Source organism: Streptomyces sp. NPDC002701 (genome assembly GCF_042889045.1).
GTDB lineage: Bacteria > Actinomycetota > Actinomycetes > Streptomycetales > Streptomycetaceae > Streptomyces.
In genome coordinates this window covers 1-16,240 of sequence record NZ_JBIAQL010000028.1, presented here as the reverse complement: position 1 = coordinate 16,240, position 16,240 = coordinate 1, and the positions used below count along the sequence as shown (strand labels likewise).

The following is a 16,240-nucleotide window of genomic DNA, read 5'->3' as shown; positions in this document are numbered from 1 at the left end:
ACTGGACTCCTATGGAACAACACTCTCACGAAGGAAGCCAGTCATGATCCAGCGCCTCACGATCCCGCGCGGCCCCATCAACCTCGCCGCGGACCTCCACCTGCCCGACAACGCCGACAGCAGCGCACCGCAGCCCGCCGTGGTGCTCTCCACCCCAGGCAGCAGCGTGAAGGAGCAGATCGGCGCCAACTACGCCTTCCGTCTCGCCTCCCGCGGCATCGCCGCGCTCGTCCTCGACCCCGCCCATCAGGGCCAGAGCGAGGGCGAGCCCCGCGACCTCGAAGACCCCTACCGCCGAGGCGAGGACATCTCCTACGCCATCGACACGCTCACCACGACCCCCGGCATCGACCCGCAGCGCATCGGCGTCCTCGGCATCTGCGCCGGTGGCGGCTACGCCGTCCACACCGCCCGCACGGACCACCGCATCAAAGCAGTCGGCACGGTCGTCCCCGTCAACATCGGCAACGCGTTCCGCAGCTTCTCCCCCGACGGTCCGGCCGCAGCACTCGACGCCCTCGCGGACGCACGCACCGAAGAGGCACGCTCCGGCGAGACGACCCGCGTGAACTGGCTGCCCGACACCCTCGAGGACGCCGCGGCAGCGGGCCTGACCGACACCGACACCACTCAGGCCATCACCTACTACCGCACCGAGCGCGGCGGCAACGAACACTCCACGAACCGGCGCCTCCTGCGCAGCGACTCCCTCCTGCTGGGCTACGACGCCTTCCACCTGGCCGATCAACTCATGGCCCAGCCCCTCCAGGTCGTCCTCGCCGGACGCATCGGCAACACCGGCTCCTACGACATGGGCATCCAGCTGTGGAAGCTGGCCCCCAACCCCGTCGACCTCATGGTGATCGACGGCGCCGGCCACTACGAGATGTACGACGAACCCGCATACGTCGACGCCGCCGTCGAACGACTCACCAGCTTCTATGCGAACAACCTGTAAGGCACCCGAACCAGCCAGCCTCATCCATGCTTACCAGTTGCACCGCCGCGGTCCTACCGCCCACCAGGCCGCCGGGCAGCAGCCGGCGCACTTCGTCACGTTCGACGTCCTGCGTCTGGCGGGCACCGACATCACCACGTGGCCCTACACGCGGCGCCGCGCCGCCCTCGAGGGACTTTTCGCGCACACCGGCTGACAGTGCTGTGGGCGCACGTCATCGCCAGGAGATGAATGAGTGTTTGTAATCCTGACTTGTCGGATGAAGGGAGCGTCTCCGGCATGCCTACGCGATGGAGCCGCCAGAAGTGGCTCCACCGCGCAAGTTACGGTTCGGTGCTCGACTAGCGCGTGCCCCTTTGATGGGCTGGTCAATTGATCGGATGTGTCTGTCCGATTAGTGATCACTGATGCGATGTGGGACCAGATCGAGCCGCTGATGCCGGCGGATCCGGTCCGCGGACGGCGATGGGCCGACCACCGCCGCACTCATGAGACCATCGCGTGGAAGTACCGCACCAACTCGCCCTGGCGGGACCTTCCCGACGAGCTCGGATCATTCAAGACGGCGCACAAGCGGCAGACCAGACGGGCCGTCGACGGCCCCTGGGAGACGATCCTCACTGCCGTCCTGGCGGCAGCGGACGCCGACGACGACATCGACTGGACGGTGTCGGTGGACTCCACGGTCGTCCGAGCCCACCAGCACGCCGCCGGCGCCCTCAAAACAGGGCGGCCCACCCCGGCGAGCCCACCGATCACGCACTCGGACGCTCACACTGCGGACTGAGCACCAAAGTCCACCTGGCCGCAGACGGCCGGGCACGCCCCTCGCCTTCACCCTCACCGCTGGCCAGGCAGGCGATGCACCCGCCTTCGAAACGGTGATGTCCCGCATCCGCGTGCCTCGCACCGGCTCCGGCAGACCCCGGACCCGACCCCTGGCCATTCTGGCCGCCCGCACGTACTCCTCCCGCGCCATCCGCAGCCACCGGGGATCCGTGCGGTCATCCCGCAACCGTCCGACCAGTTCGGCTACCGCCAGCGGCGAGGCCGGCTCGGCGGCCGACCGCCCGGCTTCGACCGCGAGGCATACAAACAGTGCAACACCGTCGAACGGTCTATCAACCGGTTCAAGCAGAGGCGCGGTCTAGCCACACGAACCGACAAACTCGCCATCGCCTACCAGGCCGCACTCCACCTCGCGGACATCCTCATCTGGACCCGCCACTGACCAAAGAGACAGAACCTATGAGTGCAGAGCCGCGCACGTTTGACGCATCCCGGTCAATAGCGCTGCCGCGTCACTATGGAAAACGGATGTGTACCGACCGTGATCGTCGATAGCGTGACTGGCATGGCTATCGCGCGCTTGCCCCTCATCGTCGTCGACTGTCCGGACCCTGGCACGCTAGCGAGGTTCTACGGCGCGATGTTGGATTGGAAGATTGACGTCTCCGCTGACCGGGCTGCGGTTTGTGCTGGCGACGGCCGGTGCATCTCCTTTCATAGGGTGGCTGGTTACACTCCGCCGGAGTGGCCCACTCAGGACCGGCCTCAGCAGATGCACCTCGATGTGATCGTTGACGACCTTGATGTCGCTGAGGCGGCAGTAATCGATCTTGGTGCGACCAAACACCAGGAGCAGCCTGGTACGTCCTACCGAGTCTTCCTGGACCCGGCGGGTCACCCTTTCTGCCTTTGTCTGAACTGAGTGAGCTCTCTGACATGCGTGGCCTTGCATCTTGCGTAGCTGTCAAGGCGGGGCCGCGGCCCCGCCGGCCGGCTCCGCTTCAACACCTGAAGTTGACAGGGCCCTTCAAGAGCCTGGGCGATGCTTGCCGCCCGCCGGTGAAGGGCTGGCAGAAAGACAAGGTCCGCGAGACGAGCGAGGCGATCGTCGGCACGATCACCGGTTCCATGGTTGATCCCCGCACGCTGCTGCTCGGCAGGTACGACAGCGGAGGACGCCTCCAGTACGTAGGCCGAACCACCACCCTCGCCCAGGCGGCAGGTGCCGCGGTCGCCGGGCTGCTCGCTCCGGGGCGGCACGGTCATCCGTGGGCTGGCTGGTCGTTCTCCGCCGCGTGGGGCAGCCAGGAGAAGCTGAACGTCACGCTGGTGGAACCCGAGTTGGTGGTGGAAGTCGGCGTCGACGTCGCCCGCGATGCCTCCGGCCGGTGACGACACTGCGCACGCTGGCACCGCGCCCGTCCCGACCTCTCTCCCACTGGCGTCCCCCGCCTGACGTCACCGCCGCACTGATGGCGGCCGGGCGCGGAGACCCCGCCGACGCGCAACACCGGTAAGCGCGCCCCGATCCCCGGCCGCGGCCGCGCCGCTCCTCCCCTCCTTCCTCCTTCCTCCTTCCTCCTTCCCACCAGCCAAGGGACATGGGCAGAGCAGCCGCAACGGGGATGTCAGCAGGCCGACCAGGGCAAAACCGCGTGGTCACCTGCGCGGACACAAGGACGGCCCTGCGGGCCGCGTAACACCCAGCGCAACAGCCAGGCGCAACCTCCTGCTCCTGGTCGTCCGAGGCACGCCGGTCACGCGGCCCTGACGGCTCCTCGGGCACGAGCCAGCTGGCGCAGCTCGGATCACGCCGCCGACACCGAGGGTCCGGTCTCCCAATAAGGGTGCCTCAGCGAGCCAGACCGCATGGTCCGGGCCCCCGTCTACCGGGCCTGCCTGGTCGACCCTTACCGCACTCATCTGCGTACACGTCGCACCGAGGACCCGGCCATCCCCGTCACCCACCTGCTGGCGGAGATCCAGGAACAGGGTTACACCGGCAGCGCCAACCTCCTGGTCCGCTACATCAATCCAAGGACGCGTCGAGGCCGACCACGCCGCCCTGTCGCCCGCAAGGTCACCGGCCTGCTCACCTGCCGCCCCGGCAACCTCTCCGATGACCAGCGCGCTCTGCACGATCAGCTCACGGGTGCCTGCCCGCAGATGACCGTGCTGGCCGACCAGATCCGTGCCTTCGCCGAGCTGCTGGTTCCGCACGAGGACAACGCCGGGAAGCTGACGGTCTGGATCAACCGGACTCGTGCTGCTGACCTGCCCTTTCTGCACTCCGTGATGGTCCTGGACGCCATGGAACTGCGCCTGCTGCGCGAGGAGCAGGCGCGCCGCAAGGGGGAGGAGGAAGCGCGGGCGCAAGCGGAGCGGGACATGGAAGCGATCACCGCGTTTACCACCACCCTCCAGCGCACCCTGCCGCCCCCGGCGCTGCCCGTGATCCCGGGGCTGGAGCTGGCCTGCCACTACCAGACCGACTCCCCGCGGGACGTCGGCGGCGACTTCTACGACGTCTTCCTCCTGGGCGGAAACCGGTGGGCGTTCTTCCTGGGCGACGTGGCCCGTGCAATGTTCCTCGGGTGTGTCCATGCCGCACTCTCTCCCGTCACCTTCTTGGCCGCTGCTCGGTCTCACGCCTGTGGTCGAGGCCGCTCGTTCGCCGACGCTAGTCGGCGACTATGCCGCGGGCGCTGAGGACGTTCCGCAACTCCGGGCCCAGGAACTCGGAGCCAAGGACGCGCCGGAGGTTGGGAAGCAGCACGAGGTCGTCGAGGGAAGCGACGTCGAACAAGTCGTCCTCGCCGTCCCAGACCGGGGCGCACTCTTGGTACACCTGGTTACCGCCGTCCATGCACAGCTCCTCGACATCGGCCAGGAGTTCCTCGCTGATCTCCAGTGATGCGAAGAAGCTGCGTGCCTCGGGCACCACCTGGTACGCCAGGCCGCGCTGCTGCGCGTACTCCCAGGGCGCGTCGCTGAGCCCCTTCTCCTTCAGGAGGTCAGCGAGGCAGAACTGAGGCGTGAGCGTCTCATCGATGTACATCAGCTGCTCAACAACGACGAGCTTGAAGTTGAAGTCCTTAAACGTGGCCATGCGCACAACCTAGACGGCACCACTGACACCAAGACCACCACAGTCTGACAACGGAGCACACCTGGTTTGGAAGATCAGGCTTCGGTCCCGGCGCCGCCGGCGCGGCCTCCGCCTTCAACCGGCTCACCACACCCTAGAATCCCGGATCTCGCGGGCCGGGTCAGCACCCGTGTTCGTCGAGCACCGCCCGGGTCGCACGGTCGAGCGGGCGCAGCGGATGCGTGCTGCTGTCCTCGGCCGGGCCCAGGCGCAGCGTCGTCCCGCCGGTCACCGGCGTGAGGGTCAGCACGCCGTCGTCGGCCATGGCCTGGACGGCGTCGTGACGGTAGGGGCTCACGGCGAGGCATCGGTTCGCGTACTGCCGGTCGTAGTGGCCGTACGGGCCGGCGAAGTAGTAGTCGGCGACGGGCCCTTGGCCCTGCCACAGCGTGAGGGCGAGCACAGCTGAGGCGATCCCGGGGACTGGGCGCGGTCATCAGCTTCGGTCGGTGCCGGTAGATCAGGGCTGTCCCGGTGCAGGCGCTGAGGCCGGCCACCAGGAGCAACAGCGTGTACTGGGACAGCAGGTCGGCTCGCTGCCCGAAGGTGAGCGGGAACCCGGTGCACGCGAGCACCAGCCAGCGGAATCGGGGTGCCGGTAAGAATGCTGTCACCAGCCGCAAACGACGAGGGTCACATCCGGCGACGTGCGGCGGGGTCGCGTTCGGCGACGTGCCGGGCGACCGAAGCGACGCCGGGGCGGGCGTACCGCTCCAGGGAGCGGACGGAAGCGTGGCGGGAGCGGGCCAGCAGCATCGGGGTCGAGGTGCCGTCCTCGGCGTCGTGCGTCAGGGCACTGTGCCGTAGCCGGTGGAGCGTCCACCCGTCCAGGTCCTCGACGTCCTCGGGTGAGGCGAGCGGGTTGGCCAGCAGCCGCGTGTTCTCCTCGAAGATCTCCTCAGCCCGGCGGTAGGAAAGGCGGGCCCGGCCGGTCTCCGGGCACACGTCCAACGTCGGCGTCCCGGCCGGGGCCCTGCGGTTGCGGTCGGGCGGTGCCGGCCGCTGCTCGATGCCGATCGTCGGATCAGCTCCGATCCAGCCCTGGCGCTGCCACCAGCCGCTCGCCTTGCGCGCGATGGACAGCTCCCGGTTGACGGCGTCGGCGTCCATCTCGTCCGCCCTTGCCGCCGCCAGTTCGGCCAGGACCTCGGGCAGCGCCGGGTCGTCGACCGCGGCGACGGGGAAGACGGGCGGCTTCGCGCCCCGGCGGGCGGGCCCGGTCGGCGCGCGTTCGCCGGCGAGCATCCATCCCCACGTCGTCAGCGAGATCCGGTAGATCCGCGCGGAGGACTTCGCGATGCCCGCGCCGGTGAGGTACCGCTCGACCGCCGCGGTGTACGACGACGGCGAGACGGACAGGGGCACCACCCGGGCACGCGGCAGCCGGAGCGCGCCCCCGCTCCCGAGTTCGGCCACCGGTTCGATCGTCACGCCCGTCCCGTCCTTCCTGCACTGCCGCAGTAAATGCGTACACCTCACTCAGGTGGCCGGAATGCCCCGTAGCAGGTCGCGACGATCACGGTAGGGGCTTTGCCGCAGTAAATCCGGTATTTACTGCGGCAGGAGCGTTGTCCGCTCTCGACGGTCTGAAGGAATTCTCACCCAGCCGACCTCCTGCGAGAAAAGCAGTTGCGCTTGTTGGCTTCTGGTCGTCAGGGTGCGGTGGTGATCGGAACAGAGATCGAACTCCCCGTCGTGGACGGGGTCCTCTCGGGTGTGGACTTCGGCGGTCACGGTGAGAGGGTGCTGCTTGTCCACGGCAGCGGACACAACGCCGCCGCCTGGGCGGATGTGGCGTCCCGTCTGATGAGCGAGTGTCATCCGATCGCCATCGACCTGCGTGGCCATGGACAGACCCGGCTCGACTCCACCGGTCCCGAGCAATACTGGCGAGACATCGGTGGCGTCGTCACCGCGCTGGGCTGGGACCGCCCCGTGCTGGTGGGCCATTCCACCGGCGGGTACGCGGTGACGGCTGCCGCTGCCAGTGGCCTCGTGGAACCGGCAGCCCTCTGCATCGTGGACGGCGTGGTGCTCGATGACCGTAACGCGTCACTCGCCGAGAATGCCGCTGCGCGGACCACCGAGGCGGCGGACCGTTTGCGGGCGATGTTCCGCTACGGCTGGGAAGCGAACGACGATCAGATGCACGCCTATGTCGAGCAGTGCGTGCGGGAGGCCGCAGGGGACTGGCTCAACGCCGGAGCACGGCACGAACTCGTCGAGGAGGTCACGCGGCGCTCCTTCCTGCGCCGCGGCCACCGGTGGGTACGGCGACCGGCCATCGAGGAGATCGCGACTGTCACCGCCGTGGAGCCCGACGCGGAAGTCTTCCCGAGCATCGAGGTGTACGACCGCCTCACCTGTCCGATGACGATCGTGCTGGCCGAGGATGGTTTTTACGCCTCGCGGCGCGACGAAGTGCGTGCCGTCGTCGATGCCGTCCCTGGCCGCCGGCTGATCGACATCAGCTCGAACCACAACATCCCAATGACCCGGCCTGCTGACCTCGCCGCGATCATTCTGGACCTGGTGCGAGGCCGAGCTGCGGCATCGGTCAGGAACATCGATTGATCCCCACCCCACACCTGCAAGGAGTTGCTGTGGCCGTAAGCGAAATGTCCGTGGCAGACAAGGGCGCTGGGCCGTACGGCATCGCGGCCGGACCTGACGGTGCACTGTGGCTCACCTTCGCGCACAGCGGCCGCATCGCGCGCCTCACCCTCGACGGCGAACTCAATGAATACCCCCTGGAATCGTCCCAGTGCCGCCCTACAGTCATCACCCCCGGGCCCGACGGAGCACTGTGGTTCACCCGGTCCCAGGACCACCGGATCGGCCGCATCACCGCCGACGGTGAAACGGAGTCCTTCCCCGTGCCGACGCCCGACGGCGGACCCTTCGGGATCACCGCCGGTCCGGACGATGCGATGTGGTTCACGCAGATGAACACCGACCGCATCGGCCGCATCACCAGCACGGGAGAGATCACCGAGTTCGTCCTTCCCTGTACGGGCGCCTATCCCTCGGCGATCACCGCAGGCCCTGATGGGGCCCTGTGGTTCACCCTCAACCAGGCGAACGCGATCGGCCGCATCACCGTCCACGGCGACATCGTCATCCACCCGCTCCCCACCCCGAGCGCTGCACCCGTCGGCATCACCAGCGACGGCGCCGCATTGTGGTTCGTGGAGATCGCGGCGGGCCAGATCGGCAGGATCTCGGTGGACGGCGCGATCAAGGAGTTCCCGCTCCCTGACCGCACGGCCAAACCCCACGCCATCGTCGCGGCCTCCACAGGGGACTGCTGGTTCACCGAATGGGGAGCCAACAGCATTGGCCACATCACCGGTAGCGGCAAGATCGCCGAGTACAGCCTGCCGTCACCGTCGTCCGAGCCGCACGGCATCACCCTGGGTCCCGACGGCGCTCTGTGGGCAGCCCTTGAAACGGGAGGGGTCGCGCGGCTTGAACCGTAGCTTCAAGACGAAGAACCGCCCACTCCAGAGCACCGCGCACACGTTTCGAGCACGCTCAGGGTGGCTGTGTGTCGGCGTCGTGCCACGCCAGAATCGGCGCGGCCCGATCGGCATGGTGTGCCTGCGCAGATTCATGCTTTCTCTTCGGTGGAACGTACGGCCTTGCCGTCTGCGGCCCGAGGGCCGGGAACGGTCGCCGCTGTGAGGTTGAGGCGGGCAGTTCGAACCCGAGGGTGGCCAGGGCCTTCTCGGCGGCCTACTGGTCCTGCTCGTAGCTGCCGCCGGCGATTCCCAGGCCCCCGATGCAGCGGCCGTTTTCAATTGTCGGGTAGCCGCCGCCGACGGCCATCAGGCGGGAGTGGCCGGCCAGTGGTGCGACCCGCGGGTTGGCAAGGTAGTCGTTCCACCTATGGGTGGGGATGTGAAAGGAGGCCGCGGTCCATGCCTTGTCGAGGGCGACCTCAGCGGTGAGGAAGGGCGCGTTGTCGGCCCGGTCGAATGCCTTCAGATGTCCTCCCTGGTCGGTGACGGCGATGGCCGCCGTGAAGTTGATTCGGGCAGCGGCGGTGTGTACCGCCGCGATGAGTGCGCCGGCGGCGGTCTGGGTGACCGAGGAGGCGGGGGCCGACTTCCGGAGTGTGTCAGTGCTCATGAAGGTTCCTTTATCGCTGTGCTGCGCGGTGGTGGATGAAGCAGCCCGGTGCTGGGTCACCGCAGGGGTGAGGCCGGGGTGGGGATCACTCGGGTGACGATGGTCTTCTCAGGGATCAGCAGGCCGCGGACGACCGGACCGATCTCGTTCCTCCAGCGGTCGTGCTGGTAGACGGCCGCATAGAGGACCTCGCTCCGGGCCTCGTCCTCAAAGCGGCGGATCCATACGTATCCGTCCTGGTCCTCGGCGTCGACGAAGGAGGCAGTCACGTCCATGCCAAGCGATGCCTGGAACGGGATGACCACGTCCTCCATGTAGCGCACCCACTCCTCGCGGCGTCCGGGCTGGGCCTGGTACCGGCGAATCTCATAGTACACGCTGCTGCTCCAAATCTGCGCAGGAGTGGTCAGTTGGTTATGGTCAGGACGAGCTTGCCGCGGGTGCGGCCTGCCTCGCCGTGGGCGTGGGCGGTGCCGGCCTGCTCAAGCGGGAAGGTCTCCTCCACCTCGACGGCAACCTCACCGGCGTCGATCATGCCTGCGATGGTGCTCAGCGCCGCGCCGTCCGGTTCGACCAGGTACGGAGTGACCCGCACGCCGACCGCCTCGGCGGCCGCGGCCAGTTCCGGGGAGACACCCGCTGGGACGGCCACCAGCAGGCCACCCGGGCGCAGGACCTTCAGCGAGCGGGTGCTGGTCCGGTCATGCGCGTCGCCCACCAGGTCGATGACGACGTCGACGTCGGCTATCGCGTCCTCGAAGCGGGTGGTGGTGTAGTCGATGGTCTCATCAGCGCCGAGCTCCTTGAGCCAGGCATGGCGGGCGGCGCTGGCGGTGGCGATCACGTGTGCACCCAGGTGCCGGGCGAACTGGACCGCGAAGTGGCCCACCCCGCCGGCGGCGGCCGTGATCAGGACGCGCTGGCCGGCCTGCACATGGGCGGTGTCAACCACGGTCTGCCAGGCGGTCAGTGCCGCCAGAGGGACGGCGGCCGCGTGCACGTGATCGAGGGTGACCGGCTTGCGGGCCCACTGGCGGGCTGGCGCGGTCACGTATTCGGCGTAGGCGCTCGCGGCGCGCGGGAACCACGGCATGCCGTACACCTCGTCACCGGGCGCGAGTGTGGTGACGCCGAAGCCGACCTCCTCGACGACACCGGAGACGTCCCAGCCCAGGATCAGCGGGAACGTCTGCAGCCCCGCCATGCCCTGACCCTCGCGGGTCTTCCAGTCCACCGGGTTCACGCCGGCGGCGTGCACACGTACCAGCACCTCGGTCGGCAGCGGTTCGGGGCGTGCGACCTCCTCGACGGTCAGCGCTTGCGGCCCGCCGAACTCGTTGAGGGTGACAGCCCGCATGATGTGCTCGCTCATGTTGTCCTCGCTCATATCTGTCTCGCTTCTTTCTTTTGCCGGGACCGCGGTCCCGGCAAAAGAAGAGTGGCGTGTGCTCGCGGATGCGGGTGAGTGGCTGGGAGGCCACCTGTCGTACCATTCCAGCCATGCCGCATCACGTTGTCGTTCTCGCCCTGGACGGAGTCCTGCCGCTGGACCTGGGCATCCCGGCCCGGGTGTTCAACGAGGCATGTGAGCCGGACGGGACCCGTCTGTACTCCGTCAGCACCTGTTCCCTCGGCGGCCGGCCGGTGCGCACGCACGAGGACTACCGGATCGTCGTCGACCACGACGAATCGGCACTGGAGACCGCGGACACCGTCGTACTCGCCACACAGGAGCCCGGCGAGCACCTGCTCGCGACCGGCGCCCTCCCCGAGGAACTCGCCGCGGCACTGGACCGGATCGGGCCACGAACCCGCATCGTCAGCCTGTGTACGTCGGCCTTCCTTCTCGCGGCCGCCGGCCTGCTGGACGGTGGACGGGCCACCACACACTGGGCGCTGTGTGACGCGCTGGCACGGCTGTTCCCCGACGTCGAGGTCGACCCGGACGTGCTGTTCGTCGACAACGGACGCATCCTGACGTCCGCCGGCGGAGCGGCCGGCATCGACCTGTGCCTGCATCTGGTCCGTCTGGACCACGGGGCGGCGGTGGCCTCCGCCGCCGCGCGGCGCTGTGTGGTGGCACCGTGGCGTGAGGGCGGGCAGGCGCAGTTCATCGAACATCCGGTTCCGCAGGACGCCGGCCGTTCCACTTCGGCGACCCGGCAGTGGGCACTGGACCGGCTGGCCGAGCCGATCACACTGGAGGACATGGCTCGGCACGCGCACATGAGCGTGCGCACCTTCACCCGGCGGTTCCGCGGTGAGGTGGGCAGCAGCCCACTGAAGTGGCTGGCTCAGCGGCGGCTCGCGCACGCGCGCCTGCTGCTGGAGTCCACCGACCTGACCGTCGCACGGATCGCCACCGCCTGCGGCTTCGGCGACCCCGTCGCCCTGCGCAAGCACTTCCACACGTACCTGGGCATGTCACCACTGGCCTATCGTCGCGCTCACAGCGCGCCGGAGCCGATGACGGTACGGTGAACCACCCGGTCGCGGCAACGCCCCACCGATCGCCGGCAGAGCAATCGGCGGGGGGACGCTCTGCAAACTGGGCCGCAAGGCATGCTCGTCGACAATTGCTCACTTGGCTTGCCGGTGACGCTCTCGGTAGGTGCGGGTCATGTGATGGTTGCCGCAAACCTCATCGGGCACCAGCGGCCGCTGCGTGAGGTGTCGTGAAACACTCAGCGGCGGTCTGGCGCGGCGCGGAGTTTCATCCGTTTCCAGTCGCCCCGGAACAGCGCTCTCCGCTAACAAGGGGATGAGCCAGGGCAGGCCCGCGACCGCTCCGGCTGTGCCGACCACGCCCGGTGCCGCCGAGGCATCCCAAGAGCCGAGCCCCGCGGCGCCCATGAAGGTGACCGTGCGCCAGGACCGAACCTCATCGAACTGTCTGCTTCGGCCGGCAAAACGAGCCGGCTCGCGGCGTGGCAGATCATCTACACGGCCGTCGCAGCGCAGCGGCGCGCCGCGTCCTGAGCCGCTGAGCCGCCGGTGACCGTCGTGGGCACGGGCGGCGGGTCACGTCGTGCGTGGAACCCGGAATCGCGGGCGAGGCCCACAGCAGCCGCCCGAACGGGTCGGTCAGGACCTGAACGTTCATGCCGGGGCGTTTGTGTTTGCCGGAGTCCGTCTTCGCTGCTCCCGCATCGGCGGTCCACAGGTCACTGTCTGTGGCAGCGGATGTGCCCAGCTTCCGTCCACGGTGTCTGGGCTGGTTGGCCGCTGCGGGTCAGCCGCGCACCGCAGCCAGGCACTCGTCGTATAGGTCCATGATTTCGCCCTTCCCGTCGTTGGTGGCCCACGTCATCGATGCGGCATCCAGGCACGCGAACGCCGTCGCGATCATCGCGCGGGCCTTCGCGCCGTCGCTGCCGGTAGCTGCGTCCATACGGGTCTCGATGAGTGGCAGCAGGTTCTCCTGGAACCGCAGCCGCTTTTCGAGCCAACCGGCACGCAGCGAGGCGGTGTTGTGCAGGAGGCGGAACCGCTCCAGGGCCTGCTCGCGGCTGTCGTGCAAGGCCAGTACGGCAGCAACCCCTGCGCGCAGGGCCTCCCAGACACCGGCATCGGCGGGCTGTTCGCTGATCGCGTCCATCAGGACCTGCCCGAACCGGTCCTGGCCGCCGCCGAGAAGGTCCTCCTTGGTGCCGAAGTAGCGGAAGAGGGTGCGCTGGGAGACGCCAGCCTCCCGGGCGATCTGGGCGATGGTCGTCTCGTCGTAGCCCTGCTCGATGAACAAGCGCAGCGCCGTCTTGAGGATCTCCTGGGAAGCCAGCTGCCGTGTCCGGTCCCACAGCGTGGTCGGTGCGCCCGTCGCTGACTTGGCTTCCTGCTTCATGCCACCAGACTAGCCCAGCGCTGTCATACCGACAGTCACATCTTGTTTGGCAGTCAATGCCAAACTGCCGTACGCTGCCATACGGCGGCACAGCGCCGCCCCCCGCCCCACGGGCACAGTCGCCCCAGCCCAGAAGTACGCAAAGGAGCGCATCATGTCCGCAGCCACAGCTTTGATCACCGGTGGAACCAGCGGCATCGGCAAGGCGACCGCCGAACTACTCCACTCCCGCGGCTACCGCGTCATGGTCACCGGCCTCGGCAATGTCGCCGAGGCCGGACTTCCCGAAGACGTCACGGCTGTCCGGGCCGACGCACGGTCCCTGCCGGACATCGACCAGGCGATGGATCAGGCACGCCGGCAACTCGGCTCCCTCGACCTACTCTTCCTCAACGCGGGCATCTCTCGCCCCGGCCCGATCGAATCAACCGACGAGGACGCCTTCGACGCCCTGTTCGACATCAACGTCAAGGGCAACTTCTTCACGCTGCAAAAAGCGCTCCCACTCCTGAATGAGGGCGCCTCGGTCGTGTTTACCGTGGGAGCCGCCGAAGGGCTCGGAGCCGCCATGACAGCCGCCAAGGGCGCACTGCTGCCCCTCATGCGGTCCCTCGCGCTCGAACTCGCCCCCCGCCGCATCCGCGTCAACGCCGTCAGCCCAGGACTGATCAACACCCCCGCCTACAGCAAGATGGGTGTCTCCCAGGAAATGATCGACTCCTGGGCCCGGGCCGTCCCGCTCGGCCGCGTCGGCGCTCCCGCCGACATCGCCGAAGCCGTGGCCTTCCTCGCCTCGGACGCCGCCGGCTACATCACCGGCGACAACCTCACCGTCTCCGGCGGCATCGGTGTTCACTCCAACGCCTGACGAGTAATTCAGCTCTGCCCTGGAAGGTTCACGGGTCCGGTGCTCAGGCTGTGGCCCTTGCGAGGCCCGTGCGGGAAGCCGGCCCCGCCACTTCGTTCTCCACCCCGGCGCATACGCGTCAACGCGGTGAGCCCGGGAGCCATCGAAACCCCGATCTGGTCGAAGTCGGGCCTATCTCCGGAGGAACTCCCGGCGGTCGGCGAAAACATGGCCGCCCGCATCCCCTTCGGACGTATGGGTTCAGCCCGCGAGGTCGCCGAAACGGTGGCATTTCTCGCCTCCGACGCCTCCGGCTATGCGACTGGCCAGAACATCGCCGTGGGCGGAGGCAGCGGAATCGCGGCCTGAACATCTTTCCACCCACCCGTTCGGCAGCACAGGAGAAAGTTACCCATGGACATCATCGACGCACAATTGCATCTGCCACGGCCCTGGTCGCAGTGGACACAGGACGACGAGTCGTACCCGCACCTGCTGTCCGAGGTCGTCCTCGCACAGATGGACGCAGCAGGCGTGGACGCGGCCGTCCTCGTCAGCCACCCGGAAGTCGCTCCCGTCGAGTGGTGCAAGGCTGCGGTTGCCCGGCACCCCGAGCGTCTCGCCACCGTGCTGACGCTCGACGAGACCTCGCCCGACATCGCCGGGCAGGTGGCCCGCGCACGAGAGGAACCAGGCGTTCTGGGACTTCGGGTCAACATCGCTCTCCCCTCTGCTGCCGTTGAGCGTCTACGGGCCGGGGCCTACGAGAAGCTGCTGACCGCCTCCGAACAGCACCGGATGCCGGTCTGCTTCCTGGCCTCGGGTGTTCTGTCCGATGTTGCGCCAGTGGCACACGCACACCCCGAACTCCCCTTGGTGATTGACCACATGGGGCTGCACCAGCCGCCCTTCGCACCGGCCGACGAGCCACCGTGGCGTGACCTCGGCCAGCTACTCTCCCTCGCCGAACTACCGAACGTCTTCGTCAAACTCTCGGGCGCCCCGACACTGTCCACCCGGACGTACCCGTATCCGGACGTCTGGCCCCATCTGCGGCAGATCCTCGACGCGTTCGGCGCCGACCGATGCATGTGGGCGACCGATCAGCACCGGGTCTTCGGTCGGCTGCACGGCTTCGACCCCGTACCGAGGTACCCGGGCTACCACTCCTACGCTCAAGGTCTGCACTACCTGCTCGACCGGCCCGAGCTGTCCAAGTCGGAAAGGACCGCGCTGTTCGGCGGCACCACACGCCGGGTCATGGGATGGCCACCCGCACAGTGATTCCTAATGCACCCTGTCAAGCGGCGAGGGCACCGGGCGGCGTGAGCTCGTAGAGCTCATAACAGGATCTTGTTGGAGTGCCCTGATCGGGCGTGACCGATGTGACGATTCGGCCGTTCGGGATGGTGTGAGTACTCGGCCGTGGATCGTGGACGACGACTTGTGGGCGCTGATCGAACCGCTGCTGCCACCCTGGCCGGAGAAGTCGCCGGGCCCGCAGCCGGTGGCGGACCGGCTGTGTCTACAGGGCATTCTGTACGTGCTCCACAACGACATAGCCTGGCACCTCCTGCCGCTGGAGCTGGGATTCGGCTCGGGACAGACCTGTTGGCGGCGTCTGAACCGCGGCAGCAGGCCGGCGTCTTCGACCAGTTGCACCGCGTTCTGCTCGCTGAGCTGAACGCGGCCGATGAACTCGACTGGTCGCGAGTGTGCGTGGACGGCTCCCACATCCGCGCGAAAAAGGGGGAGCCGACACCGGTCCGTCGCCGGTCGACCGGCGGAAGACGGGCAGCAAGCACCACTTGATCTGCGACGGACGCGGCACTCCGCTCAAGGTCATCACCACCGCGGCCAACGTCAACGACGTCACCCAGACCCTCGCCCTCGTTGACGGCATCCCGCCTGTGGCCGGACGTGCTGGCCGCCCGCGCCGCCGCCCCGCGTCACTTCTCGTCGACAAGGGCTACGACTCCAACCCAAACCGGCGTGAGCTGCGCAAACGCAGGATCCTGCCGGTCATCTCCCGCAAAGACGCCCCGAACATCAAGGGCCTGGGCAAACTCCGTTACGTCGTCGAGCAGACCTTCGCCCTGCTCCATCACTGCAAGCGCCTCGCCGTCCGCTGGGAACGCCGAACCGAACTCCACGACGCCTTCGTCTGGATGGCCTGCAGCCTCATTTGCTGGAGACGTCTCGAGAAGGCCCGCTCATGATCCTGTTATGAGCTCGTAGCACCGTCCATCGCGGAGAAGGGCCCAGAGTACGTTCACGCGGCTTGACAGACCGCATTAGGAATCAGTGAGCGACTCTGTCGGGGATCTTGTGGATCGCGCTCATTTGCCTTGCCGCCACCAGCATTCCCAGGTCAAGCCGCGTGAGCCGAGGTATCTCTGGAAGACTGTGGGGTGCCGAGGTCCCTGGCACTGTGGTGGCGTGCGTGAGGCGAGTCGCTCGAGGTTGATGGCGATGCCGGTCAGCACGTGTTGGACGTGGGTCTTGCGAAGACCGTGGTAGCGGCTG

General features: G+C 67.9%; 18 protein-coding genes and 3 pseudogenes. 13 read left to right on the top strand and 8 right to left on the bottom strand.

Going from position 1 to position 16,240, the window contains the following annotated elements; all coding sequences use genetic code 11:
- Position 1: 1 nt before the first annotated feature.
- From ACFYXC_RS37120 to ACFYXC_RS37095, 6 genes and pseudogenes are all read left to right on the top strand, one after another.
- Positions 2 to 958, top strand: coding sequence for an alpha/beta hydrolase (locus ACFYXC_RS37120; RefSeq protein WP_389557116.1), 957 nt, complete (start codon positions 2 to 4; stop codon positions 956 to 958).
- 37 nt (positions 959 to 995) lie between these two features.
- Positions 996 to 1,154, top strand: coding sequence for a hypothetical protein (locus ACFYXC_RS37115; protein ID WP_389557022.1), 159 nt, complete (start codon positions 996 to 998; stop codon positions 1,152 to 1,154).
- Between the two features lie 186 nt (positions 1,155 to 1,340).
- Positions 1,341 to 2,189, top strand: a pseudogene (locus tag ACFYXC_RS37110) (IS5 family transposase).
- Positions 2,190 to 2,264: 75 nt separating this feature from the next.
- Positions 2,265 to 2,669 (top strand): VOC family protein, encoded by a 405-nt coding sequence (locus ACFYXC_RS37105; RefSeq protein WP_389557021.1) that lies wholly within the window; start codon positions 2,265 to 2,267, stop codon positions 2,667 to 2,669.
- A 137-nt stretch (positions 2,670 to 2,806) separates the two neighbouring features.
- The gene (locus ACFYXC_RS37100; protein WP_389557019.1) at positions 2,807 to 3,139 is read left to right on the top strand and encodes a hypothetical protein; all 333 of its coding nucleotides are present in this window, start codon (positions 2,807 to 2,809) and stop codon (positions 3,137 to 3,139) included.
- Positions 3,140 to 3,616: 477 nt separating this feature from the next.
- Positions 3,617 to 4,456, top strand: a complete 840-nt coding sequence (locus tag ACFYXC_RS37095; RefSeq protein WP_389557018.1) for a PP2C family protein-serine/threonine phosphatase — start codon at positions 3,617 to 3,619, stop codon at positions 4,454 to 4,456.
- Here ACFYXC_RS37095 and ACFYXC_RS37090 read toward each other — a convergent pair.
- The 3 genes from ACFYXC_RS37090 to ACFYXC_RS37080 all read right to left on the bottom strand — a co-directional run bounded on the left by ACFYXC_RS37090 (position 4,428) and on the right by ACFYXC_RS37080 (position 6,326).
- Positions 4,428 to 4,856, bottom strand: coding sequence for a DUF6892 domain-containing protein (locus ACFYXC_RS37090; RefSeq protein WP_389557016.1), 429 nt, complete (start codon positions 4,854 to 4,856; stop codon positions 4,428 to 4,430). The two genes, ACFYXC_RS37095 and ACFYXC_RS37090, sit on opposite strands and share 29 nt — an antisense overlap.
- Before the next feature lie 160 nt (positions 4,857 to 5,016).
- A complete protein-coding gene (locus tag ACFYXC_RS37085; protein WP_389557015.1) occupies positions 5,017 to 5,298 on the bottom strand; it encodes a hypothetical protein in 282 nt (93 codons plus the stop codon).
- A gap of 230 nt (positions 5,299 to 5,528) precedes the next feature.
- Positions 5,529 to 6,326, bottom strand: a complete 798-nt coding sequence (locus ACFYXC_RS37080; protein ID WP_389557013.1) for a site-specific recombinase — start codon at positions 6,324 to 6,326, stop codon at positions 5,529 to 5,531.
- 234 nt (positions 6,327 to 6,560) lie between these two features.
- On the opposite strand from ACFYXC_RS37080, the gene ACFYXC_RS37075 reads away from it, so the two are divergent.
- Both ACFYXC_RS37075 and ACFYXC_RS37070 read left to right on the top strand, forming a co-directional pair.
- A complete protein-coding gene (locus ACFYXC_RS37075) occupies positions 6,561 to 7,469 on the top strand; it encodes an alpha/beta fold hydrolase (protein WP_389557011.1) in 909 nt (302 codons plus the stop codon).
- Between the two features lie 29 nt (positions 7,470 to 7,498).
- Positions 7,499 to 8,374: a virginiamycin B lyase gene (locus ACFYXC_RS37070; protein WP_389557010.1), complete on the top strand. Its 876-nt coding sequence runs from the start codon at positions 7,499 to 7,501 to the stop codon at positions 8,372 to 8,374.
- A gap of 256 nt (positions 8,375 to 8,630) precedes the next feature.
- Here the strand turns inward: ACFYXC_RS37070 and ACFYXC_RS37065 are convergent, their stop codons facing one another.
- The 3 genes from ACFYXC_RS37065 to ACFYXC_RS37055 are packed head-to-tail and all read right to left on the bottom strand — an operon-like array spanning position 8,631 to position 10,398.
- Positions 8,631 to 9,026: a heme-binding protein gene (locus ACFYXC_RS37065; RefSeq protein ID WP_389557008.1), complete on the bottom strand. Its 396-nt coding sequence runs from the start codon at positions 9,024 to 9,026 to the stop codon at positions 8,631 to 8,633.
- A gap of 56 nt (positions 9,027 to 9,082) precedes the next feature.
- The gene (locus ACFYXC_RS37060; RefSeq protein ID WP_389557007.1) at positions 9,083 to 9,403 is read right to left on the bottom strand and encodes an NIPSNAP family protein; all 321 of its coding nucleotides are present in this window, start codon (positions 9,401 to 9,403) and stop codon (positions 9,083 to 9,085) included.
- A gap of 29 nt (positions 9,404 to 9,432) precedes the next feature.
- Entirely contained in the window at positions 9,433 to 10,398 is a 966-nt protein-coding gene (locus ACFYXC_RS37055; protein WP_389557114.1) for an NADP-dependent oxidoreductase, read from the bottom strand.
- A 128-nt stretch (positions 10,399 to 10,526) separates the two neighbouring features.
- On the opposite strand from ACFYXC_RS37055, the gene ACFYXC_RS37050 reads away from it, so the two are divergent.
- A complete protein-coding gene (locus ACFYXC_RS37050; RefSeq protein WP_389557006.1) occupies positions 10,527 to 11,507 on the top strand; it encodes a GlxA family transcriptional regulator in 981 nt (326 codons plus the stop codon).
- 541 nt (positions 11,508 to 12,048) lie between these two features.
- Here ACFYXC_RS37050 and ACFYXC_RS37045 read toward each other — a convergent pair.
- Both ACFYXC_RS37045 and ACFYXC_RS37040 read right to left on the bottom strand, forming a co-directional pair.
- A pseudogene (locus tag ACFYXC_RS37045) lies at positions 12,049 to 12,153 on the bottom strand (IS5/IS1182 family transposase); the annotation flags it as partial.
- 105 nt (positions 12,154 to 12,258) lie between these two features.
- On the bottom strand, positions 12,259 to 12,867 hold the full coding sequence (locus tag ACFYXC_RS37040) for a TetR/AcrR family transcriptional regulator (protein WP_389557004.1): 609 nt from the start codon (positions 12,865 to 12,867) through the stop codon (positions 12,259 to 12,261).
- Between the two features lie 154 nt (positions 12,868 to 13,021).
- Between ACFYXC_RS37040 and ACFYXC_RS37035 the strand changes: the two genes are divergently transcribed.
- The 4 genes and pseudogenes from ACFYXC_RS37035 (at position 13,022) to ACFYXC_RS37020 (ending at position 15,933) form a co-directional block, all read left to right on the top strand.
- A complete protein-coding gene (locus ACFYXC_RS37035; RefSeq protein WP_389557002.1) occupies positions 13,022 to 13,735 on the top strand; it encodes an SDR family NAD(P)-dependent oxidoreductase in 714 nt (237 codons plus the stop codon).
- 39 nt (positions 13,736 to 13,774) lie between these two features.
- A complete protein-coding gene (locus tag ACFYXC_RS37030; protein WP_389557000.1) occupies positions 13,775 to 14,083 on the top strand; it encodes an SDR family NAD(P)-dependent oxidoreductase in 309 nt (102 codons plus the stop codon).
- A gap of 45 nt (positions 14,084 to 14,128) precedes the next feature.
- A complete protein-coding gene (locus tag ACFYXC_RS37025) occupies positions 14,129 to 14,998 on the top strand; it encodes an amidohydrolase family protein (protein WP_389556999.1) in 870 nt (289 codons plus the stop codon).
- A 127-nt stretch (positions 14,999 to 15,125) separates the two neighbouring features.
- Positions 15,126 to 15,933 (top strand): annotated as a pseudogene (locus tag ACFYXC_RS37020) (IS5 family transposase).
- Positions 15,934 to 16,240 lie beyond the last annotated feature (307 nt).

Bases quoted from the DNA above. Each gene is read 5' to 3' on its own strand.
- ACFYXC_RS37025 (WP_389556999.1), top strand. From the start codon at position 14,129: ATGGACATCATCGACGCACAATTGCATCTGCCACGGCCCTGGTCGCAG.
- ACFYXC_RS37090 (WP_389557016.1), bottom strand. From the start codon at position 4,856: ATGGCCACGTTTAAGGACTTCAACTTCAAGCTCGTCGTTGTTGAGCAG.
- ACFYXC_RS37055 (WP_389557114.1), bottom strand. From the start codon at position 10,398: ATGAGCGAGCACATCATGCGGGCTGTCACCCTCAACGAGTTCGGCGGG.
- ACFYXC_RS37040 (WP_389557004.1), bottom strand. From the start codon at position 12,867: ATGAAGCAGGAAGCCAAGTCAGCGACGGGCGCACCGACCACGCTGTGG.
- ACFYXC_RS37095 (WP_389557018.1), top strand. From the start codon at position 3,617: ATGGTCCGGGCCCCCGTCTACCGGGCCTGCCTGGTCGACCCTTACCGC.
- ACFYXC_RS37065 (WP_389557008.1), bottom strand. From the start codon at position 9,026: ATGAGCACTGACACACTCCGGAAGTCGGCCCCCGCCTCCTCGGTCACC.
- ACFYXC_RS37050 (WP_389557006.1), top strand. From the start codon at position 10,527: ATGCCGCATCACGTTGTCGTTCTCGCCCTGGACGGAGTCCTGCCGCTG.
- ACFYXC_RS37105 (WP_389557021.1), top strand. From the start codon at position 2,265: ATGGAAAACGGATGTGTACCGACCGTGATCGTCGATAGCGTGACTGGC.
- ACFYXC_RS37035 (WP_389557002.1), top strand. From the start codon at position 13,022: ATGTCCGCAGCCACAGCTTTGATCACCGGTGGAACCAGCGGCATCGGC.